The organism is Microbacterium sp. H1-D42, from assembly GCF_022637555.1.
Taxonomy (GTDB): domain Bacteria; phylum Actinomycetota; class Actinomycetes; order Actinomycetales; family Microbacteriaceae; genus Microbacterium.
This window is the reverse complement of the sequence record NZ_CP093342.1, coordinates 3,571,667-3,592,549: the sequence shown is the minus strand read 5'-3', so window position 1 is coordinate 3,592,549 and position 20,883 is coordinate 3,571,667. Positions and strand designations below refer to the sequence as shown.

Below are 20,883 nucleotides of genomic sequence, written 5' to 3'. Positions count from 1 at the left end.
GAGCTCCGTCGCACGAGGCGACGGGGCTCCGGTCGATCCGCTCAGACCAGCGTCACGGTGTGACGATGTTGAACGCAGGGGCGCCAGGCTGAACGACGGCGAGGATGCTCTTCAGCACCTCGATGTCGCCGTCGATCTCGACTCCGGGGGGAGGTGTTGTCGCCGCCGACCAGCGCGAGCAGGCGCGGCTTCGTCAGACGAAGCGTGAGCGACACATCGCCATCGCCGTCTTCGAGGTAGACGAGCACGCCGTTGCGCAGGGTCACCCGGAAGGTGCGCTGCAGGTCGGTCAGCTCGAGCGCGAGGGATCGCGATCGCGTCCAGCAGCATCTCGGGCGACAGCTGAGCGAGGATCGTCGCCGAGCTGGTCTGGGTCGGTGTGCCGAAGTTGCCCTGGCGCAGTTCGGTGGCGCCCGAGGCGAAGAAGTTGCGCCATGTGCCGTTCTCGGAGCCGTAGGACAGCTGCTCGAGGGTGTCCGCGTACAGCGCGCGGGCTGCGGCGTGGTTCTCGTCGGTGAACACGGCGTGGTCGAGCAGCGTGGCCGCCCAGCGGAAGTCCCCCTCGTCGAACGCCGTCTGCGCGGCGGCGACGATGTTGTCGATCCCGCCGGCCAGGGCGACATATCGCTTGGACTGCTCCACCGGCGGGTGTGCCCACAGCCTGGCCGGGTTGCCGTCGAACCAGCCCAGATAGCGCTGCACGATCGCCTTCACATTGTGGCTGACCGAGCCGTAGTACCCGCGGGCGTGCCAGGCGTTCTCCAGCGCCGGCGGCAGCTGGAACATCTCAGCCGCCTCGGCCCCTGTGTAGCCGCTGCTGATCAGACGCAGCGTCTGATCGTGCAGGTAGGCGTAGAGGTCGCGCTGCAGGCCGAGGAACTCCGAGATGCGGTCCTGACCCCAGGTCGGCCAGTGGTGCGAGGCGAAGACCACGTCGGTGCGGCCGCCGAAGGTCGCGATCGCCTCGGTGAGGTACTGCGACCAGACGTGCGGATCGCGCACGACCGCGCCACGAAGGGTGAGCAGGTTGTGCAGGTTGTGCGTGGCGTTCTCGGCCATGCACAGCGCGCGGTCGCCGGGGAAATAGAAGTGCATCTCGGACGGCGCCTCGGTACCAGGTGCCATCTGGAACTCGATCTCAACGCCGTCGACGGTGTGCGCCTCGCCTGTGGTGCTGATCAGCAGCGTGGGCTCCATGATGCCGACCGAACCGGTCGATGTCGTCTGGCCGAGACCGGCACCCACGGCGCCCTGCGGCCCGCGTTCCAGCGCCGCCCCGTACGTGTAGCCCGCGCGGCGGGCCATCGCGGTGCCCGCGTAGACGTTCTCGGCGACGGCGTGCTCGACGAAGCCCTCCGGCGCGATGATCTGGATCTTCCCGGCATCCACGTCCTCCTGCGAGGCGACACCGAAGACGCCGCCGAAGTGGTCGATGTGCGAGTGCGTGAAGATCACGGCGGCCACAGGGCGCTCGCCGCGATGTTCGCGGTACAGGCCAAGGGCCGCCGCGGCGGTCTCGGTGGAGATCAGCGGGTCGATGACGATGACACCGGTGTCGCCCTCGACGAACGTGATGTTCGACAGATCGAGGCCGCGCGCCGTGTCGTCGAAGTCAGAGGTGTCGTGAAACGGCAGGCTTCTCAGCGCAGCATCTTGCTGTGCTTTGATGGCCGCGGAAGCAGGCTTGTGATCCATTGGTTCGCTCTCCAGCCATCGAGGGGCATCGCCCTCATCTCACACGACATCCTGCCCCTGATGTCTGGACCGTGCGAGCGGAGGTCATCCGGTTCTGGTGAGCGGCCGGTCGCCTCAGAACCCGGGGTACTCCCTAAGCTTCTCCTCGAACGCGGCGCGGTCCTTCTCCGGCAGCACCTGGCGGGCGAGGATCATCAACTGCACGCCCTCGAGCGGCTCGCCGGTCTGCTGGGCCACGGCCTCGCGCTCGGTGTGGAACTCGCCGGTGGGGTCCTTCGACAGGTCGTACGTGGTGACGTAGAACCGCAGCGGCTCCGGGTAGGTGTCGGAGTAGTGCTCCCAGGTGTGCTGGCGGTCGACATCGGCCGACCCGTACAGCTTGGCGACCATGTCGTCTGAGATGCCGGAGCCGGGCTCGTTGAGCGCATACAGCTCCCACATGCCGCGCTCGAGGAGCACCTCGTCGACGACCTGCATGATCTCGCGCTTGCGATCGTTGTCCTGCACCGGCTGCTCTGTCGTCCAGGTCGTGGAGGTGTAGCGCTTGAGCATCGACTCCCCGCCGTACCCGTTGCGCTCAGGGCTGACGTCGACGGAGCCCGCCTGCACCCAGGTGTACCCGAACCGCTCGCTGACGCGCTCGCGCACCTGGGCCATCAGCTCATCGCCCTCTGACTGCACCTGCTCGAGCGATGGCCCGTTCAGCACGTCGTAGTTGGAGGTGCCCTCGACTCCCGGATACGCCTGCTCGTGCCGCTGCTGCTCCGACTTCGTGCCGTCGTACGCCTGCGTCGCAGCCGACCGGAGTGCGCCCATCGCCCCCACCGTCGCCACGTTGAAGACCAGCGTGACCGCCAGGGCGATCGCTCCCAGCATCCGCCCTCGCGGCGTGAGCAGCGCCGCCACGATCAGCCCGACGACGACCAGCTGCACGACCAGCATCGAGACGCCGTACAGGGCGTCGGTGCCGCCGGCGCCCATCAGCAGCAGCAACGCGATCGTGAACAGCCCGGCCGCGATGATCGCGACGAGGCCGATGGCGTTCGACGTCTTCTTGCCCTCTGTCGCTGCGGTGAAGACGACGTCTCCGGATGCCGGTGCGAGGCCGGCCGCGGCATCCAGCCCCGCTGGTGCGCGCCGTGCGCCGTGGTAGCCGCCCGCCGGGGGAAGCGGCGGTGCACCCTCGGCGCCGCCTACGTATCTGCTGCGCTGATGGTCTACCACGGCTTGTCCGTTCCGCCCCCGCCGCCTTCGCCGTCCTGCTGGTCCTCGCGGTCCTGCGCGCCCTGGTTCAGGCGGTCCTCGATGTCGTCGAGGTCGCTCTGCGATGGCCGGTCCTGCGGGTCGCTCTGGTCGGGCTCCTGCGGCTGCTCGCCCTGATCGGGGTTCTGCTGGCTCTGCTGCTGCTTCTCCTGCTGGCGCTGCTGGTTGTCCTTGAGGGTGTCGCTCATGTCGCGGTTCGGATCAGGCGATTGGTTCTGCGCATCGTCGCTGCTGCACTCCTCGGGCGTCTCGACCGTCATCTGCAGCGCCTCGCCGTAGAACTCGGCGGCAGCGACGGCATCGCCGTCGGCCTGCGCCGCGTCTCCCTGCCGCTCCATGACGAGGGACAGATTGATCCGAACAGCGCAGACGTCGAGACCCGTCGCGAGAGGGAGCGCCTCCTCGAGCTCAGCACGCGCCTCTGGCAGCTTCTCGGCGCCCGCCATCGCGGTGCCGATGTTGTACGGCGCCTTGAACGGCTCGAACCAGTTCAGCACGTCCTGCCCACGGGCCGCCGACTCCGACTCGGCGTAGCCGCCGGCGACGAACGAGCTGATCGACTCATGCGCGAACGCGTACATGCTCAGCAGCTTGCCGACGAAGAGCAGCGCCGCGAGGGTGAGTGGCAAGGTCGCGATCGCGACCCAGCGTCGGATGCTGCGCCGCCGGCGGTTCACGGCGAGCAGCTCCGCTGCGGCATCGGCCTGCGTGGGGTTCGCGGTGCTCATCGTCCACCTCCCTCGGACGGCTGCCGGGCGGAGCTGCGTCGGGGCGCGGTCAGTCCACGCAGTCGGGTGACGAGCATCGTCGCGCGGGCGAGCTCGATCCCCACCATCGCGATCAGGACAAGAGCGAGGATCCAGTACAGCTCGATGACGTTGCCGACCTCGCCGGATGAGGCGTAATCGGTCGTGCTGGTCGGCGCTTCGGGGAGGGCGATCTCGGCATCCGCGGACCGCTCCTGGTACTCCACGCCGAGCTGCTCTGAGATCTGCCGCAGGTTGTCCTCGTCGCGCACCGACATGGCCGGCGCGCCCTGGTACTCGATGTACTCGCCCTCGGCGCTGGTGCCGGTGGTCTTGCGCATCGGTCCGCCCTCGGTCGTGCCGTAGCCGAGCACGGCACCACCGTCGACGTACTTCGATGCGGCGGCGAAGGACTCAGGCTCACTCGAGGTGGTCTGCTCGCCGTCACCGAGGTAGAACACCATCCGGCTCCGCTCCGGGGCCGCGGTCGCGGCAGCCGAGAGCGTGTCTGCCAGCATCCGATTCGCGATGCCGATCGACGACCCGCGGGACTGATCGGTGACCTCAGGGCTCATCACATCGAGCGAGGACATCAGCGCCGTGGCATCGGTGGTCAGCGGCAGGCGCAGCTGTGCCGTGGCGTCGAAGCTGATCAGCGCGAAGCGCGCTCCAGGGTACTCGTCCACGATCGCCTGCACGTCGGCGCGGACGCCGTTCAGGCGGGGTTCGCCGCCGGCCCAGTCCTCGGCGGCGATGCTGGCGGTGGTGTCGACGACGATCACGATGTCGGTGTCGGTCGCGAGGGTCTGCGAGGTGCCGCCGGGGATGCCAGGGCGCAACAGCATGACGAACACGACGACGATCATGCCAAGGCGCAGCGCCCATATGCTGCGTCCGGCATGAGCTCGTTCCTGGCCGGGCCCCTTGACGATCGCCCAGACCGCGAGGACAGCGAGCGGCGCGCACAGCAGCACCAGCAGCACGGGGTTCAGAACGGGTTGGAGGATCACAGCTTCACCCTCCACAGCAGCACGACGAAGCCGAGGATGGCGACCAGCATCAGCGCGATCCACAGATTCGGGCTGTCGACCCAGATCACCTGCGCCTGGCCCTTCAGCGCGCGCGCCTCCTGCTTCTGGATCTCGGTGATGATGTCGGCCACGGTCGTGGTGTCGCGCAGCGCATAGGACTGGCCGCCGGTGAGAGCCGCGGCGTCGGACAGCTGTGCGCTGACTTCGGCGTCCTTGCCCTGCACGGGGTTCAGAGCGAACACGCGCACCTGCTTCGACTTGGCGTACTGGGCCGCTTCATCGATGGTCAGGATCGAGGCGCCGGCGAGCTCGTTGTCTGTGGCGAGGATCACGGAGCGGCTGCGCTCGTCGTCGACATGGTCGAACCGCATGGTGCACGCCGCGAGTCCGTCGCCGATCAGCGATGCCCCAGGACCGTTGAGCGTGCCGACCCAGTGCTCTGGCGTCTGCTCGGTGTAGTCGAAGCTGCTGCGGATCTTCTTCAGCTGCTCGCGCACGAAGGGGTAGTCGTCGGTGAGCGGGAAGACCTGCACGGGCGAGCTGTTGAAGATGGTCAGGCCGATCCGCTCGCCCTCGAAGCCGTCCAGCAGCTGTTCGAAGACGCTCAGCACCTCGACGTCGACCTCTGACATCGAACCAGACACGTCCAGGCACAGCATGATGTCGCGGCTGGTGTTGACGGGTTGCACCGTCTTCGCGGCCATCGGTCGCGCCGCGACGACGCCGCCGAGCAGCACCGCGATCGAGCCGAGCACGAGGATGCCGGACAGCAGCGTCATGCGTCGGCTGACCGATTGGCGGAACGCCGGCAGGGTGCGCAGGCGCTCGGCTCGCGAGACCAGTGCGGCGGGGTCCGCGGCTCGGCGTGCGGTCGAGCGCAGCCCGAGCAGGATGCCGATGCCGACGGCGACGAGGATCACGGCGACGCCGATGAGGACCATCCACCAGGTGTTCAGTGCCATGTCGACACCACCTTGCGTGCGGCCTCGGCGCCGTAGACCGGATCGATCGCCGGCCCGCGCTGGAAGATGCTCGGATAGTAGTGCCGGCGGATCGCGTCGATGAGTGCCGGGTCGACCCCGCGGGCGACGAGATCGTCAAGTGAGAGCACCGGTGCCTCGAGTCCGGAGTACTCGTTGACGAACGCCCGCACCGTGCGACTGAGCTCGAGGTTCGCCTGGCGCGGCGGCATATTCCCAGATCGGTATGCGACCTCGATGCGCTGCACGTCGGCGAGGTACTCGGTGCGCAGCTGCGCCAGCACCTCGGCGGTCGGCGGCGCGTATGTCGTGGTGCCCGGCAGCGTGATGCTGCGCTTCGGCCTGGTCAGGAACACGAGCAGCCACGCGGCCAGTGCCAGCAGCAGCAGGATGCCGATGGCCAGCAGGATCCATCCCCAGCCGTACTGCGCCGGCGGGTACAGCTCGTCAGAGGCGGGCATGCGACCTCCGATTCAGCATGGCGAGCAGGGTCGGCACGGCAGCATCCCGCCCGGCGAACTCGGCGTGCGTGATCTCGAGGCGGCGCAGCAGCTCGTGGCGGCGCGCGGTGTCGGCGGCCTCCTGCGCGGCAAGCTCCGCCATCACCTGGGCATCGCCGTGCACGAAGTCGGGCACCGACCAGCCGGTGTCGACGTCGCGGCGGTGTGCGCTGTGGCCGGCCACGGGGTCGGCATCGCGCACGGTCAGCCACAGGACGTCGTGCTGCACCCTCAATCGGCGCAGCATCCGATCCGTCTCATCGGTCACTGGCGCCTCGTCGGTGACGATGACGACGATCATGCGCCGCGCGATGTTGCGCGCCACGTAGTGCAGCAGCGCATGGCGGTCGTTGCGGGCCGTGCTCTGCGTGATGGCGCCGTCGATGGTGCGCAGGGCGTGCTCGAGCGAGCCTTCACTGCTGCCGGGGGCGAGACGGCGCACGCGGTCGGCGTCGCCGTAGACGACCGAGAAGTCGTCGCCGTGGCGCACTGTGAGGAACCCGAGGGCGCCGGTCAGCAGCAGCACGAGCTCGCGCTTCGAGCCCTCGTCCTCGGCCAGGGCGTTCATGCCGCGACCGGAGTCGACCAGGAACAGCACGGTGTGCTTGCGGGTCGCCTTGGTGCGCTTGATCAGCGGTTCACCGTGCTTGGCTGTGGCCCGCCAGTCGATGTCGCGCACCTGATCGCCGAACTCGTACGGCCGCAGGTCCTCGAAGTCGAGGCTGCGACCGCGCAGCAGTGACGCGTACGCGCCGTCGAGGGCGTGCATCGACTTCTGCGGCGAGTGGATGAAGAGGCGGCTCTTCACCTGCGTGACGAGGCTGGGCATGCGGTTCTCTGCGCGGGGGCTACGGGGTCGGCACCGCGGCGAAGATCTGGTCGATGATCTCCTCGCTGCGGATGCCCTCGGCGTCGGCCTCGAACGTGAGCAGCACGCGGTGGCGCAGCACGAGGTGCCGCAGGGCGCGGACGTCTTCTGGCAGCACGTGCGTGCGGCCGTTCAGCAGCGCGAGCGCGCGCGAGGCCTGCAGGAACGCGATGCTCGCGCGGGGGCTGGCGCCGTACTTGATGAAGCGGGCGCGCTCCTCGCCGATGTAGGGCGCGGGGTTGCGGGTGACATACGCCAGCTGCACGATGTAGTTGCGGATCGCGGGGTCGACGTACACCTGCGACGCGATCTGCTGCAGATCGTGCACGTCGTCGAGGCTGACCGCGCCTGGCACGTGGCGGTCGGGGTCGAGCACGCCGGAGTCGATGCGACCAAGGATCTCGAACTCCTCGGCCGGACTCGGGTACTCGACGATCTCCTTCAGAAGGAAGCGGTCCATCTGCGCCTCTGGCAGCTCGTAGGTGCCCTCCTGCTCGATGGGGTTCTGCGTGGCGATCACCAGGAAGGGCTTCGGCAGGTGGTGCACCTCGCCGCCGATCGTGGTCTGCCGCTCCTGCATGGCCTCGAGCATGGCCGACTGGGTCTTGGCGCTGGAGCGGTTGATCTCGTCGAGCAGCACGAAGTTCGCGTGCACAGGGCCGAGCACCGTGCGGAACGTGCCGGTCGCGGCGTCGTAGATCTGACTGCCGGTGATGTCGCTCGGCAGCAGATCGGGCGTGCACTGGATGCGCTTGAAGCTTGCCTTCACCGTGTCGGCGAGCGTGCTTGCCGCCGTCGTCTTCGCGAGCCCTGGCACGGACTCCAGCAGGATGTGCCCACCGGAGATCAGTGCGACCAGCAGGCTGGTGCGCAGGCGCTCCTGCCCGACCATCTTGGTCGAGTACGAGTCGGTGATGACCTTGAGGATGCGCTGCGCGCGATCGAGGTCGAGTTCGCCGCCCGCGTTGCGCTCCCTGAAATCGGATGCCGGCGCAGCGGCGGCCGGCACTGGCGCGGCGGCCGGTGCAGGCGGCGCTGGTGGGGGAGGCGGAGCGAAAGCAGGGGTCCCGGAGATGTCGGTCACCCGTACAGGGTAGTCGGCTGACCTTGCCGCGAGCCGCGTGTGGGTCGGCGTCCGATCGATGTCGCCACGTCGACGGCTAGGCTCCAGGCATGAGCCGAACAGTGCCGTTCCTCGACCTCGCAGACACCGCGTTCGACGTGAACTCCGAGGTCGTCCACGACGCCCGCGACATCAGCTGGTATGCCGAGACGCCGTACGGATGGGCGGTGCTGCGGTACGACGAGGGCACGGCACTGCTCAAGGACAAGCGCTTCCAGCAGGGCAACGCCCGCTGGCCGGCGCAGAACGGGATCCACGAGGGTCCGTGGCAGCAGTGGTGGGCCGAGACGCTGCTGAGCATCGAGGGTGCTGACCACCTGCGCATGCGCAAGCTGCTCGGTCCCGCGTTCCGCAACAAGGTCATCGAGGCGATGCGCCCGCGGTTCCAGGAGCTCGCGAACGAGCTGATCGACGGCTTCGCCGGCCGCGGCGAGGTCGAGTTCGTCTCGGAGTTCGCTGAGCCGTACGCCTCGCGCATCCTCTGTTATCTGCTCGGCCTGCCCGATGACGAGTGGCCGCAGGTGGCGCATTGGGCCGATGACCTCGGCAAGTCGTTCGGCATCAACGTCCGCCACGACCTGCCGCGCATCGAGGCGGCGCTGGAGGGGCTCACCGGGTACATCGAGAAGGTCATCGAGGATCGGATGCTGACTCCGCGCGACGACCTGGTGACGACCCTCGTGCAGGCGCACGAGGACGGTGAGACGCTGAACCGCCGCGAGCTGAGCGTCGCCCTGGTCTTCCTCGCCTTCGCCGGCATGGAGACCACCCGCAACCAGCTCGGCCTCGCGCTGCAGACCCTGCTCGCCCACCCCGCGCAGTGGAAGCTGCTCGCGGAGCGCCCGGAACTCGGGGCGGTCGCGGTGGAGGAGGTCATGCGCGTGAACCCCACGGTCACCTGGGTGACCCGCGAGGCGATCGAGGAGGTCGATCTGAACGGCCTGCACGTGCCGAAGGGCGGCATCGTGCAGGTGCTGTCGCACGCGATCGGCACCGATCCCGCCCGCATGGGCGGCGAGCCCGGCTTCGACATCACGGTCGAGGATCGTCCACTGCATTCGGGGTTCGGCGGTGGCATCCACCACTGCCTCGGCCACTTCGTCGCCCGCACCGACATGTCAGTCGCTCTGCCGCTGCTCGCGCAGCGTATGCCGGATGCTGTCGCCGACGGACCAGGGGAGTGGCTGCCCGTCTCGGGCAACACCGGCCCGGTGCGGTATCCGATCAGGTTCCGACCACAGCAGTAGCGCTCAGATGGACTTGCGGCGGGCCTCGATCGCGTCGCCGGTCGTGCCGTCGGAGTACTCCGCGCGGATCCGCGCGTTGCCGGGGATGAGCAGCAGCACCGAGCGGTCGATGTCGAGCGTCGCGCTCTCGTCAGCAGCGAAGGTCACCGATCCGGCGTCCTTCCAGCCGTACGTCACGCTCGCGGTCGCCCCGGGCTCACCGGTCGTCGACAGCGTGTAGCTCTGCACCACCTCGACGCCGATCGGGTTCGGTCCGCGGTTCTCCGTGATGCCGGTGAACGCGAGTGGCTCCGGTGTCGCCGGGACTGCGGGCGACGGCGCAGATGCCGAAGCGGATGGCTTGGGGGTCGGAGGGGCTGAGGCGCGGGGCTTCGGCGCAGGCGCTGGGGCCTCTGGTGCGGCCGCGGGCGGGTCCGGCACCTCCGGCGTCGGCGTCGGCAGAAGGCGTCTCGGCCGGGGCCTCGCACGTGCTGCGATACATCCAGGGTGCCGATCGGTTTCGAGTGCGCGGCCGACGTCGGGCAGCCGTTCAGCCACACTACCCGCACCCCAGCGTGCGGCCGGGGTCAGAAGCGCTCCTCGCGCTCCAGTAGGGTGATCGCACCCGAATCAGAGAGGTGTTCGTCATGCCGGAAGAGCGCGAGCTCACCACCGATGTCTCGCTGACGCTGCCGAATGGGCGGCTGAATCCGGATGCTGTCGGCTGGGCGCGCTCGCCGCTGGTCGACACCTCAGGGCTCGGCCGTGGAGCCGGCCGCAACAAGCGCTGGGAGTACTGGGGCATCACGACGCCGACGCACGTGATCGGCATGACCGTCTCATCCATCGACTACGCCGCCGTGCTCGAGCTGTGGGTGCTCGATCGCGCCACCGAGCAGACCTGGCATGCGACGCCGACGCTCATCCCGTCGCGCGGAGTCGTGCTGCCACCGCGAGCCGAGTCTGGACCAAGTCGAGCCAGGGCGAAGTACTTCGCGATCGACATCGATGAGCTGCCGGAGGGCACTCGCCTTCGCGCCCGGATCCCCGGAGTCGAGATCGACGTGATCGCCGCACTGCCCGAAGGGCATGAGCGCCTCGCCGTTGTGGTGCCGTGGAGCAGCACGCGGTTCCAGTACACGGTCAAGGACGTCGCGAGGCCGGCATCCGGCATCCTCACTCTCGACGGTGTCACCCACACGCTCCCCGCTGGGGAGTCGTGGGCGGTGCTCGACCACGGTCGTGGCCGCTGGCCCTACGACATCAGCTGGAACTGGGGCGCGGGTTCCGGCCGCTTTGGCGGGCGGGTGATCGGCATCCAGGTCGGCGGAAGGTGGACCGACGGCACCGGCTCGACCGAGAACGCCTTCTACGTCGACGGCCGGCTGCACAAGATCAGTGCCGAGCTGGACTGGCAGTACGACCTCGCCGAGTGGCGGCGTCCGTGGCGCGTCACCGGAGGCGGATTGGATGCCACCTTCACCCCCGTCTACGACAAGGTGACGCGCACGAACTTCGGCGTCGTGTCGGGTTCGACGGATCAGTGCTTCGGTGACTGGGCGGGCACATTCACCACCTCAGAGGGCGAGATCGTCGCATTCGACGGGATCTTCGGCTGGGCAGAAGAGGTGCACAACCGCTGGTGACGGGCAGATTCTCCCTTCCGCCGGGAGCCGATATACCGCTAGCGTCATGAACGGGGGTGCAGCATCGCGCTCTCCAGAGGGGGGACACGGTGGTCGACGGCACGCACACGGCGGAGGAGCGGGCGAAGGCACGTCGCAGAAGGCGCGGCGGCCTCAGCATCCAATCGAAGCTGCTGATCATGCTGCTGGGGGTGAGTCTCGTCTCGTCCGTGATCGTCGGCGCAGTCGGCTTCATCAACGGCAGACAATCGCTCCATGAGTCGGCCATCGATCAGCTCACCACGATCCGTGAGCTGCGGACGTACGAGATGGTCACGGCGATCGAGGATGCCAAGCGCAGTGCCGCCCTGAACTCCCGCAACCTCAGTGCGCAGAACGCTTCGGTGGCGCTCAACGAGGGCTTCGAGGACCTGCAGGACCGCGAGCTGGATCCTGCGCAGTTCGAAGTGCTCGAGAACTACCACCGCGACGTGTTCATCCCCGAGCTCGAGAAGCGCTCCGATGACGAGTACGGCGACACGGCATTCATCCCGGCATCCGCGGCCGGCCGCTGGCTGCAGGCGCACTACACCGTGCAGAACGAGGATCTCGACGAGGACTACGACTCGATCCTGAAGATGAACAACGCCGGCGACGGGACGGCCTATTCAACCGCCGCCGAACGCTATGGCGACTACTTCGGGCGTCTCATCGACCAGGCCGGCTATGAGGACGTGCTGATGTTGAACCTCGATGGCGACGTGGTGTTCTCGGCGTACAAGGGCATCGACCTCGGCACGAACCTCAACGACGGTCCCTACGACGAGAGCGCGCTGGCGAATGCCTATCGCGCAGCCGTCACCACCAATTCGGTGAACACGACCGTGATGACCGACTTCGAGCGCTGGATCCCCTCGCTCGACGTGCCGGCGATGTGGGTGCTCTCCCCGATCGGCAACGACTCGCAGATCACGGGCGTGCTCGCGATGCAGCTGCCCCTCTCGTTCGTGAACACCGTGATGACCGGCGGCGAGAAATGGAAGGAGCAGGGCCTCGGCTCCACCGGCGAGGTGTATCTGGTCGGTCGCGACGACACGATGCGCAGCACGTCACGAGAACTCGTCGAGCATCCAGACGACTACGCGCAGTCGGTGATCGACGCCGGCACCCCGCCGAGCATCGCCAAACGCGCGGTCGAGGTGGGCGGCACCGTGCTGCTGCAGCCGGTGCGCACTGAGGCCGTCGAACAGGCGCAGCGCGGCAAGGAGGGAACCTCGGTCGGCCCCGGCTACATCAGCGGCGAGACGGTCGTCAGCTACGGCCCCCTCGATGTTCCCGACCTGGACTGGGTCGTCGTCGCCCGCATCACCGCCGACGAGGCCTTCGCCCCGACGGCCGAGTTCACCCGCACCGTGCTCATCTCGCTGCTGGGGATCATCCTCGCCGTGGCGCTGCTGTCGCTGCTGCTCGCCCAGGTGTTCACCCGCCCGGTGCACCGCCTGGTCGGCGCAGTGAACCGGGTCGCCGAGGGTGATCTCGACGTGCAGGTGCCACAGGGATCACGAGACGAGTTCGGCGACCTGGGCAGCGCGTTCAACGACATGGCGTCCAGTCTTCGGATCAAGCAGCAGCTGATCGACGAGCAGCGGTCCGAGAACCAGAAGCTCATGCACACGCTCATGCCAGAGAGCATGGCGGCGAAGTACCGCGCCGGCGACGAGGCGATCTCCGAAGCGCATGACAACGTGTCCGTCGTGTTCGCCGAACTGGTCGGCTTCGACGACTACGCGAGGGAGCTCTCGACCGACGACGAGGTCGCACAGCTCAACGTGCTGATGCGCGGCTTCGACGAGGCCGCCGCGACGGCCGGCGTCGAGAAGGTGCGCACCCTGCATGAGGGGTATCTGGCATCCTCCGGCCTGATCGTGCCGCGCGTCGACAACGTGCGCAGATCGGTCGAGTTCGCGCGGAGCCTGCTCGGCGTGGTCGAGCGGTTCAACGCGCAGAACGGAGCCGACATCGCACTGCGAGTCGGCGTCGATGCCGGAACCGTCACGAGCGGTCTGGTGGCGAGGACGTCGCTGGCATATGACCTGTGGGGCGATGCCGTGAACCTCGCCTACCGGGTGCGTTCGATCACCGGCGAGCCGGGGATCTACGTCAGCCAGGACGTGCGCGACCGCACGCAGGAGCTGTTCACGTACGTCGAGGCAGGCGTGGTCGAAGTCAAGGGTCACACCGAGACCGTGTGGAAGGTGGTCTGACATGGCTGACGCCTTCGCGGACGGCTGGGCATGGTGGGTCGTCGGGATCGCCGTCGGCTTTCCCGTCCTTCTGGTCGGAATCACCGAACTGCTCGGCGCTCTTCGCCGGCGCAACAGCCCGCTCGCCGGTCCCGTCGCGATCCTGCGCAACTGGGTGATCCCCGCGGGGGCGCTGTTCGCGCTGCTCACGTTCGCGATCCGCTCACCTGCCGACCAGGTCTGGGTGCGTGTGGTCGCCACGATCTTCGGCTTCCTGCTGATCCTGCTGGTGCTCTCGGCCTTCAACGTCGTGCTGTTCGCGAACGCCTCAGAGGGGTCGTGGCGCAAGCGCATCCCGACGATCTTCGTCGAGATCGCGCGCCTCGTCCTGGTCGTCGTGGGGCTGGCGATCCTGTTCTCGTGGGTCTGGGAGGCGGATGTCGGCGGTCTGTTCGCCGCCCTGGGGGTGACCTCGATCGTGATCGGCCTCGCCCTGCAGAATGCGGTGGGCGGGGTGATCTCGGGGCTGCTGCTGCTGTTCGAGCAGCCGTTCAAGATCGGTGATCACCTCGACACCGGAGGAGTGAAGGGTCGGGTCACCGAGGTGAATTGGCGGGCAGTGCACATCGATACCGGCGAGGGCATCCAGATCGTGCCGAACTCCACGCTGTCGGGAGCGTCTTTCACGAACATGAGCGAGCCCGAGGGGCCGTATGCTGCGACGGCCGCGGTGAGTTTCGGCACCGATGACCCGCCGCACGAGGTGATCGCCCTGCTGATCGATGTCGCTGAAGGGTTGCCGGTGCGATCACGGGACGAGCGCGTCTCGGTCGACTACGCGGGCAAGGGCGCGTACTCGGTGTCGATCCCGGTCCCCTCGCCCGCGGATGCCCGATCGGCTCTCACGCTGTATCTGTCGTGGCTCTGGTACGCCGCACGTCGCCGGGGCCTGGCGCTCGACGGCGACGCCACGGATCCGCTCGCCGAACCCGCGATGCTCGACGCGGCGATCGCCGAGCTCGCGCCGCGCCTGCACCTGGGCGAGGGCGACCGCGAGCTTCTGCAGCAGACATCCCGCCTGCAGCGGTACGGTGCCGGCGAGGTCGTGCTCGCCGCTGGCATCGTCCCAGACGAAGTGCAATTCATCGTCGACGGACGCGTGACGCTCGCAATCGAGGTGCAGGGCTCGCGCATCGAGTTCGCGAGTGGCGAGGACGGCGAGCTGATCGGGCACACCGCGCTGACCCGCGAGCGCAGCCAGGCGGTGACCGTCGCCGCCGGCAGGCTCACCGTGCTGACGATCCCCCTCGACACCGTGGATGCCCTGGTGCGGGCGCGCCCGCGGCTGGCGACGGAGATCGGCGAATCACTGGATCTGCGGCGCGGTCAGGCCGAGCGGGCACTCCGCGAACTGGGCCTCTCGCGCAGCATGCTCACCGATCGCTGACGCCAATCTCGTCATGCAGAAGCGCCCGAACGCAGGAGTGGGGCGGATGCTGCGCAGCATCCGCCCCACTCCCGCCCGCTCTCAGCGTGAGCTCAGTGCGAAGTGGCCTTCTCGGCGCCGACGCCGGTGAGCGAGCGCACCTCCATCTCCGACTGCTTGGCGGGGTCTTCCGTGCCCTTGTCGAGCACCGTGCCGAGCCAGCCGAGGAAGAAGGCCAGCGGGATCGAGACGATTCCGGGGTTCGACAGCGGGAAGATCGCGAAGTTGATGTCCTCCGTCTTCAGCATCGACGTCACGGAGCCTGAGACGACCGGCGAGAAGATGATCAGGATGATCGCCGAGGCGAGCCCGCCGTACATGCTCCAGAGGGCGCCCTTGGTCGTGAAGCGCTTCCAGAACAGCGAGTAGACGATCGTCGGCAGGTTCGCCGATGCGGCGACCGCGAAAGCCAGAGCGACGAGGAACGCGATGTTCTGCCCGTTCGCGCCGATGCCGCCGATGATGGCCACGACGCCGATGATGACTACCGTGCGACGAGCGACCTTCATCTCTGAACCGGGTGCCGGGTTGCCCTTCTTCACGACGCTCGCGTAGATGTCGTGCGCGAACGAGGCCGCCGCCGTGATTGTGAGGCCGGCGACCACCGCGAGGATCGTGGCGAAGGCGATCGCCGAGATGAGGCCGAGAAGCAGCGGACCGCCGAGCTCGAACGCGAGAAGAGGGGCTGCCGAGTTCGGGCCGCCGGGAGCTGCGGCGATCACATCAGCACCGACGAGGGCTGCCGCACCGTAGCCCAGCACCAGCGTGAACAGGTAGAAGATGCCGATCAGCCAGATCGCCCACACGACCGACTTGCGGGCCTCCTTGGCCGTTGGCACCGTGTAGAAGCGCATGAGCACGTGCGGCAGCGCCGCCGTGCCGAGCACGAGTGCGAGGGCGAGGGAGATGAAGTCGAGCTGCGTGGTACCGGAGGCGCCGTACTTCAGGCCCGGGTTCAGGATCTCGGGGTTGCCTGCGACCTGCACCGCGTTCTCGAGCAGCGTCGACAGGTTGAACCCGTTGAGCGCGAGAACCCAGACGGTCATCACCGCGGCACCTGCGATGAGCAGGATGGCCTTGATGATCTGCACCCACGTGGTGCCCTTCATCCCGCCGATGAGCACGTAGAGAATCATGAGCGCGCCGACGACGGTGATGACGAGGGCCTGGCCGATCTGGTCGTTGACGCCGAGGAGCAGCGAGACGAGCCCGCCGGCACCGGCCATCTGCGCGAGCAGGTAGAAGAAGCAGACCACGAGCGTCGTGGTGGCGGCGGCGATGCGCACCGGTCGCTGCTTCAGGCGGAAGCTCAGCACATCGGCCATCGTGAACTTGCCCGTGTTGCGCAGCAGCTCGGCGACGAGCAGCAGCGCGACGAGCCAGGCGACCAGGAATCCGATCGAGTAGAGGAACCCGTCATAGCCGTTGATGGCGATAGCGCCGACGATTCCCAGGAAGGACGCTGCCGACAGGTAGTCACCGGCGATCGCCGAGCCGTTCTGGCCGCCGGTGAAGGATCGACCGGCCGCGTAGTAGTCGGCGGCGGTCTTGTTGTTGCGGCTCGCGCGGAACACGATGATCATCGTGATCGCGACGAAGGCGCCGAAGATCGAGATGTTCAGCCACGGCTCACCGGTGGAGGCGCCGGTGGCAGCGAGATGCAGCATCATCGGGTCACCCCCTTGGCGACGAACTTCGCGCCGGATTCGATCTCATCGCGGATGCTCTCAGCCACGGGGTCGAGCTCCCGGTTGGCGTAGCGCACGTACCAGGTCGTCACGGCGAATGTGGTCACGACCTGCGCGAGACCCATCAGGATCGCGACATTGACGTGCCCGAACACCGGGGTCGACATGAAGTCGCGCGCGTAGCTGGCCAGCAGCACGTACGCGAAATACCAGACGAGGCAGGCGATGAGCACAGGGAAGACGAACTTCCGGTGCTTCGACCGCAGCCGTCGGAACTCTTTCGATTTCTGCACCGCGGGGTAGTCGACGGTCTGCGCCGTCTGCTGCTCCGCGCTCAGGGCTTCGTTGCCCATGGCGTCTCCTTCAGGGGTTGTGGCGGGGTGTGCCGCTGCTCGAGGCAGTGGAGCAACTCTTGCGCTCCACGCCTTCGGCATGGGGTGCACGCCGTTCGTCGTCGACGAGCGGCGGTCATCGTGCGGCGAACGGTGGGCATGCGCCGACGAGTGAATCGGCGGGTGCTGAGCGGTTACGCTTTCCGCATGTCAGAGTCGATGCTGGTCGCCGCAGCGATCGGCGCGCTCGGCGGGGCGCTCGCACTCGGGCTGGTGCTGCTGCTGCGCCGCATCGTCGGCACGTCGAAGGACCTCGGTACGGATGCCGAGCAGGCGACGTACCAGACGCTGCACCTGGCATCGCGGGCGGCGCAGAATCTGCGCGGCGGCATCGACGAAGCCGATGCGGCCCGCGCCGTCAAGCATCTGCGCGCGCTGCTCGGGTGCGAGAGCCTTGCCATCGCCGATCGTTCGGGCGCGATCGCGATCGATGGCGACGAGACGATCCGTCCCGTCGCCGAACGGCTTGCGGTCGCGGTGGTCGCGGGCCACCGGCAGCAGGTGCAGCGACGCATTTCGGTCGGCGGGCGGGAGACGGATGCCGTCGCGGCACCCGTCCTCGGAAGCACCGGTCCGCTCGGAGCGATCGTCGCCTTCGCCGCCCCGGTGCGCGCTGGTCTCGTGCGGGCAACCGGTGAAGTGGCGGAATGGGTTGCGGCCCAGGTCGAGCTCGGAGAGCTCGACGCCTCGCGTGCGGCACTCGCCGAAGCCGAGGTGCGCGCGCTGCGGGCGCAGATCAGCCCGCATTTCATCTACAACTCACTGAACGCGATCGCTTCGTTCATCAACACCGACCCCGGGCAGGCGCGCGAGCTGGTGCTGGAATTCGCCGACTTCACACGGTACTCGTTTCGTCGGCACGGTGACTTCACCACCGTCGCCGAAGAACTGCGGTCGATCGACAGCTATCTTCGGCTCGAACGCGCTCGCTTCGGTGATCGGCTGAGGGTGACGTTGCAGATCGCCCCTGAGGTGCTCCCGACGGTCGTGCCGTTCCTGTCGATCCAGCCGCTCGTCGAGAACGCGGTGCGTCACGGCCTCGAATCGAAAGAGGGCGGCGGCCGCATCACCATCACCGCAGCCGACTCCGGCGCGTACGCCGAGATCAGCATTGAAGACGACGGCGTCGGCATCGACCCTGATGTGCTCGCGACGGTGCTCGCCGGTGGTCCGGTCGACGGCGAGCATGTCGGGGTGCGCAATGTCGATGTGCGGCTGCGCCAGGTCTACGGAGACGAATTCGGACTCGTCGTCGAGACGAATGTCGGCGCCGGTACGCTCGTGCGCATGCGTGTGCCGAAATCTGGACCGCGACGCCCCACGATCCCCGCGTTCGCTGAGGGGAGAGGTGAACCATGATCTCCGTGCTCATCGCCGATGACGAGCAGCCCGCGGTGAACGAGCTCGCGTTCCTGCTCGCACAGGATCCGCGGATCGGCATGATCCATCAGGCGTCGTCAGGCGCCGATGCGATCCGTCTGCTCGCCAGGGAACCCGTCGACGCGGCGTTCCTCGACATCCACATGCCGGGACTCACCGGCTTCGATCTCGCGCGGGCGCTCGCCCGGTTCGAGCGGAGTCCGGTGCTCGTCTTCGTGACCGCCGACGAAGAGGGCGCGCTCGAGGCCTTCGACCTCGCCGCGGTCGACTATCTTCTGAAGCCCGTTCGCGCAGAGCGTCTGCAGCGTTCGATCGGGCGCATCGTCGAGGCACTGAAAACGGGTGCGGCGCGGCAGGCGGGTCCCGACGAATTCTCCGTGCCCGAGATGGTCGCGGTCACTCTCGGTGACACGACCAGGATGATCCGGCTTGACGACGTGCGCTACGTGCAGGCGCAGGGCGACTATGCCCGTCTGCACACGGAAGAGGCGAGTTATCTCGTGCGGGTGCCGATCAGCGACCTCGAGCGGCAGTGGGCGAACGCCGGTTTCGTGCGGGTGCACCGCTCGTATCTCGTGTCGCTGCCGCATCTCAGCCGGGTCCGGCTCAGCGCCGACCGTCCGAGCGTCACCGTCGGCCAAGCTGAGCTGCCGGTGAGTCGACGGCTGCTGCCGGCGCTCCGAAGCAGACTCGACCAGGCGGTCATCCGCCCAAGGCAATGAGCGTCATGTCAGAGCTCGGTGACGGCGAAGCCGGCGGCGGTGGCGCTGCTGCGCAGCATCCGACGAATGCACCCGCACGGGTGCGGGTCACGGCTCCGCGCGCGGGGGTGGCCGGCGCCCCCACGCGCCCCCTGACGCAGCTGAGCCCCGTCGGACCGACCAGCGACATCGCGGGCGTCTACGTGCGCTCGCTCATCCGGTCGCAGCTGCGACTGGCGGTCGTCTTCGCCGCAGGGTTCGTGGCGGCCACGGTGCTCTTCGTCCTCGTCATCGTCCTCGTCCCTGGCCTCGATTCGAGCTATGTGTTCGGCGTTCCAGCATCGTGGCTGCTGCTCGGTGGCGGCATCTATCCACTGACCATCACCGTCGCCGCTCTCTACGTGCGCGTCGCCTCGCGCAACGAGGCCCGCTACCGCTCACTTGCGGAGGATGCGTGAACCCCATCATCGGCTATGCCGCGATCGCCGCGGTGGCCCTCGCCTCTGCCCTGATCGGCTTCTACGGGTTGCGGTTCTCGCGCACGACGAGCGACTTCTACGTCGCCTCGCGCACGGTGCGGCCATGGTGGAACGCCTCGGCCATCGGCGGCGAGTACCTCTCGGCCGCCTCGTTCCTCGGCATCGCCGGGCTGATCCTCTTGCAGGGGGCAGGCGGTCTATGGTTCCCGATCGGCTACACGGGCGGGTACCTCATGCTGCTGTTCTTCGTCGCGGCCCCCCTGCGGCGCTCGGGTGCCTACACGATCCCGGACTTCACCGAGGCGCGCCTCGAATCGATCTGGGCGCGCCGAGTCACCTCGACGCTGGTCATCCTGATCGGCTGGTTCTACATCGTGCCGCAACTGCAGGGCGCAGCGCTGACGGTGCGCATCACGACGGGGTTGCCGTCGTGGGTCGGCTCGGTCGCCGTCGCGGTGCTCGTCGCGGTGCTCGTCTCGGCGGGAGGCATGCGGTCGATCACCTTCGTGCAGGCGTTCCAGTTCTGGCTGAAGCTCACGGCGATCGCCATTCCGGTCGTCGCACTGCTGCTGATTCTCGGTGGGGGCGAGCCGCCGGCGCAGCTCACACCGGTCGAGGCCTTCCCGCCGGCTGCTGGGCCCGGAGCTCTCGACATCTACCGCACCGTGTCACTCATGGTCGCCCTCCTGCTGGGTACGCTTGGCCTCCCGCACGTGCTCGTGCGCTTCTACACGAACCCCGACGGCGTTGCAGCCAGGCGCACGACCCTCATCGTGCTCGCTCTGCTGTCGGTGTTCTATCTCTTCCCCACCGCGTTCGGTCTGCTCGGGCGCGCGTTCGCACCTGACCTCGCCGCGTCCGGTGAGGCCGATGCCCTGGTGCTGCTGCTGCCAGGCCGCCTCGTACCGGGCCTCGGCGGCGACCTGCTGACCGCGCTAGTCATCGCCGGGGCCTTCGCTGCCTTCCTCTCGACGTCGTCGGGCCTGGTCGTCTCACTGGCAGGCGTGATCAGCCAGGACCTGCTGGGTGGCAGCGTGCGCGGCTTCCGCATCGCCGCAGTCGTGTCGTCGCTCATTCCTCTTCTCGTGGCGCTCGCGACAGATTCGGCCGGTCTCGCCGGCAGCGTCGGTCTCGTCTTCGCCTTCACGGCGTCGACGCTGTGCCCGATCCTGATTCTCGGCATCTGGTGGCGCGGACTAACCGCGCGCGGCGCGATCTCGGGCATGCTCACGGGGGCACTGCTCTCGGGGGTCGCCATCTTCGGCGGGTCGCTGCTCGCAGCGGTGTGGTCCGCGCTCGGCCCGTTTCTCGAGCAGCCGGCGGCGTGGACGGTGCCGATCGCGGTGGTCGTGACGGTGCTCGTCTCGCGCAGCGACCGTCGTGGCGTGCCGCGCGGCACCGACGCGTTCCTGGCCCGCCTGCACGTGCCGGAGGGCGCCTGATGCGTGCTCGTCGCG

At 68.1% G+C, this 20,883-nt stretch carries 19 protein-coding genes and 1 pseudogene; 8 read left to right on the top strand and 12 right to left on the bottom strand.

Annotated features, from left to right (window positions below):
* Positions 1–41: 41 nt before the first annotated feature.
* From MNR00_RS16915 to MNR00_RS16875, 9 genes and pseudogenes are all read right to left on the bottom strand, one after another.
* Complete coding sequence (locus MNR00_RS16915) at positions 42–266, bottom strand: hypothetical protein (protein WP_241927073.1); 225 nt, start codon at positions 264–266, stop codon at positions 42–44.
* Between the two features lie 184 nt (positions 267–450).
* A pseudogene (locus MNR00_RS16910) lies at positions 451–1,695 on the bottom strand (alkyl sulfatase dimerization domain-containing protein); the annotation flags it as partial.
* A 114-nt stretch (positions 1,696–1,809) separates the two neighbouring features.
* Positions 1,810–2,919 carry a hypothetical protein gene (locus tag MNR00_RS16905; RefSeq protein WP_241927072.1) on the bottom strand — a complete coding sequence of 370 codons (1,110 nt, stop codon included), beginning with the start codon at positions 2,917–2,919 and terminating at the stop codon, positions 1,810–1,812.
* Positions 2,913–3,686, bottom strand: coding sequence for a hypothetical protein (locus tag MNR00_RS16900; RefSeq protein ID WP_241927071.1), 774 nt, complete (start codon positions 3,684–3,686; stop codon positions 2,913–2,915). Before MNR00_RS16900 ends, MNR00_RS16905 begins: the two co-directional genes overlap by 7 nt.
* Positions 3,683–4,714 (bottom strand): VWA domain-containing protein, encoded by a 1,032-nt coding sequence (locus MNR00_RS16895; RefSeq protein ID WP_241927070.1) that lies wholly within the window; start codon positions 4,712–4,714, stop codon positions 3,683–3,685. Before MNR00_RS16895 ends, MNR00_RS16900 begins: the two co-directional genes overlap by 4 nt.
* Positions 4,711–5,697 carry a VWA domain-containing protein gene (locus MNR00_RS16890; protein ID WP_241927069.1) on the bottom strand — a complete coding sequence of 329 codons (987 nt, stop codon included), beginning with the start codon at positions 5,695–5,697 and terminating at the stop codon, positions 4,711–4,713. Before MNR00_RS16890 ends, MNR00_RS16895 begins: the two co-directional genes overlap by 4 nt.
* Positions 5,688–6,176 carry a hypothetical protein gene (locus MNR00_RS16885; RefSeq protein WP_241927068.1) on the bottom strand — a complete coding sequence of 163 codons (489 nt, stop codon included), beginning with the start codon at positions 6,174–6,176 and terminating at the stop codon, positions 5,688–5,690. Before MNR00_RS16885 ends, MNR00_RS16890 begins: the two co-directional genes overlap by 10 nt.
* The gene (locus MNR00_RS16880) at positions 6,163–7,044 is read right to left on the bottom strand and encodes a DUF58 domain-containing protein (protein ID WP_241927067.1); all 882 of its coding nucleotides are present in this window, start codon (positions 7,042–7,044) and stop codon (positions 6,163–6,165) included. The genes MNR00_RS16885 and MNR00_RS16880 overlap by 14 nt, the downstream gene beginning before the upstream one ends.
* A 19-nt stretch (positions 7,045–7,063) precedes the next feature.
* Positions 7,064–8,092 (bottom strand): MoxR family ATPase, encoded by a 1,029-nt coding sequence (locus tag MNR00_RS16875; protein WP_241928880.1) that lies wholly within the window; start codon positions 8,090–8,092, stop codon positions 7,064–7,066.
* 164 nt (positions 8,093–8,256) lie between these two features.
* Between MNR00_RS16875 and MNR00_RS16870 the strand changes: the two genes are divergently transcribed.
* Complete coding sequence (locus tag MNR00_RS16870; protein ID WP_241927066.1) at positions 8,257–9,453, top strand: cytochrome P450; 1,197 nt, start codon at positions 8,257–8,259, stop codon at positions 9,451–9,453.
* A 3-nt stretch (positions 9,454–9,456) separates the two neighbouring features.
* Here the strand turns inward: MNR00_RS16870 and MNR00_RS16865 are convergent, their stop codons facing one another.
* Complete coding sequence (locus MNR00_RS16865) at positions 9,457–9,873, bottom strand: hypothetical protein (RefSeq protein ID WP_241927065.1); 417 nt, start codon at positions 9,871–9,873, stop codon at positions 9,457–9,459.
* Positions 9,874–10,079: 206 nt separating this feature from the next.
* Here MNR00_RS16865 and MNR00_RS16860 point away from each other — a divergent pair, with 206 nt between their 5' ends.
* From MNR00_RS16860 to MNR00_RS16850, 3 genes are all read left to right on the top strand, one after another.
* Complete coding sequence (locus tag MNR00_RS16860) at positions 10,080–11,078, top strand: DUF2804 domain-containing protein (protein ID WP_241927064.1); 999 nt, start codon at positions 10,080–10,082, stop codon at positions 11,076–11,078.
* An 89-nt stretch (positions 11,079–11,167) separates the two neighbouring features.
* Positions 11,168–13,321: an adenylate/guanylate cyclase domain-containing protein gene (locus MNR00_RS16855; RefSeq protein WP_241927063.1), complete on the top strand. Its 2,154-nt coding sequence runs from the start codon at positions 11,168–11,170 to the stop codon at positions 13,319–13,321.
* A gap of 1 nt (position 13,322) precedes the next feature.
* Positions 13,323–14,747 (top strand): mechanosensitive ion channel family protein, encoded by a 1,425-nt coding sequence (locus tag MNR00_RS16850; protein WP_241927062.1) that lies wholly within the window; start codon positions 13,323–13,325, stop codon positions 14,745–14,747.
* A 92-nt stretch (positions 14,748–14,839) separates the two neighbouring features.
* On the opposite strand, the gene MNR00_RS16845 is transcribed toward MNR00_RS16850, so the two are convergent.
* Both MNR00_RS16845 and MNR00_RS16840 read right to left on the bottom strand, forming a co-directional pair.
* Positions 14,840–16,456 carry a sodium/solute symporter gene (locus MNR00_RS16845; protein WP_241927061.1) on the bottom strand — a complete coding sequence of 539 codons (1,617 nt, stop codon included), beginning with the start codon at positions 16,454–16,456 and terminating at the stop codon, positions 14,840–14,842.
* Positions 16,453–16,827 (bottom strand): DUF485 domain-containing protein, encoded by a 375-nt coding sequence (locus tag MNR00_RS16840; protein ID WP_241927060.1) that lies wholly within the window; start codon positions 16,825–16,827, stop codon positions 16,453–16,455. Before MNR00_RS16840 ends, MNR00_RS16845 begins: the two co-directional genes overlap by 4 nt.
* A 186-nt stretch (positions 16,828–17,013) precedes the next feature.
* Here MNR00_RS16840 and MNR00_RS16835 point away from each other — a divergent pair, with 186 nt between their 5' ends.
* The 4 genes from MNR00_RS16835 to MNR00_RS16820 are packed head-to-tail and all read left to right on the top strand — an operon-like array spanning position 17,014 to position 20,868.
* A complete protein-coding gene (locus MNR00_RS16835; RefSeq protein ID WP_241927059.1) occupies positions 17,014–18,225 on the top strand; it encodes a histidine kinase in 1,212 nt (403 codons plus the stop codon).
* Positions 18,222–18,968: a LytTR family DNA-binding domain-containing protein gene (locus tag MNR00_RS16830; RefSeq protein ID WP_241927058.1), complete on the top strand. Its 747-nt coding sequence runs from the start codon at positions 18,222–18,224 to the stop codon at positions 18,966–18,968. Before MNR00_RS16835 ends, MNR00_RS16830 begins: the two co-directional genes overlap by 4 nt.
* A gap of 5 nt (positions 18,969–18,973) precedes the next feature.
* Positions 18,974–19,405, top strand: coding sequence for a hypothetical protein (locus MNR00_RS16825; protein ID WP_241927057.1), 432 nt, complete (start codon positions 18,974–18,976; stop codon positions 19,403–19,405).
* Positions 19,402–20,868, top strand: coding sequence for a cation acetate symporter (locus MNR00_RS16820; protein ID WP_241927056.1), 1,467 nt, complete (start codon positions 19,402–19,404; stop codon positions 20,866–20,868). The genes MNR00_RS16825 and MNR00_RS16820 overlap by 4 nt, the downstream gene beginning before the upstream one ends.
* The last annotated feature ends 15 nt before the right edge of the window (positions 20,869–20,883 follow it).

Coding starts and splice junctions, on each gene's coding strand:
- MNR00_RS16900 (WP_241927071.1), bottom strand. CDS start 3,686: ATGAGCACCGCGAACCCCACGCAGGCCGATGCCGCAGCGGAGCTGCTC.
- MNR00_RS16890 (WP_241927069.1), bottom strand. CDS start 5,697: ATGGCACTGAACACCTGGTGGATGGTCCTCATCGGCGTCGCCGTGATC.
- MNR00_RS16885 (WP_241927068.1), bottom strand. CDS start 6,176: ATGCCCGCCTCTGACGAGCTGTACCCGCCGGCGCAGTACGGCTGGGGA.
- MNR00_RS16880 (WP_241927067.1), bottom strand. CDS start 7,044: ATGCCCAGCCTCGTCACGCAGGTGAAGAGCCGCCTCTTCATCCACTCG.
- MNR00_RS16870 (WP_241927066.1), top strand. CDS start 8,257: ATGAGCCGAACAGTGCCGTTCCTCGACCTCGCAGACACCGCGTTCGAC.
- MNR00_RS16860 (WP_241927064.1), top strand. CDS start 10,080: ATGCCGGAAGAGCGCGAGCTCACCACCGATGTCTCGCTGACGCTGCCG.
- MNR00_RS16850 (WP_241927062.1), top strand. CDS start 13,323: ATGGCTGACGCCTTCGCGGACGGCTGGGCATGGTGGGTCGTCGGGATC.
- MNR00_RS16845 (WP_241927061.1), bottom strand. CDS start 16,456: ATGATGCTGCATCTCGCTGCCACCGGCGCCTCCACCGGTGAGCCGTGG.
- MNR00_RS16840 (WP_241927060.1), bottom strand. CDS start 16,827: ATGGGCAACGAAGCCCTGAGCGCGGAGCAGCAGACGGCGCAGACCGTC.
- MNR00_RS16835 (WP_241927059.1), top strand. CDS start 17,014: ATGTCAGAGTCGATGCTGGTCGCCGCAGCGATCGGCGCGCTCGGCGGG.
- MNR00_RS16830 (WP_241927058.1), top strand. CDS start 18,222: ATGATCTCCGTGCTCATCGCCGATGACGAGCAGCCCGCGGTGAACGAG.
- MNR00_RS16825 (WP_241927057.1), top strand. CDS start 18,974: ATGTCAGAGCTCGGTGACGGCGAAGCCGGCGGCGGTGGCGCTGCTGCG.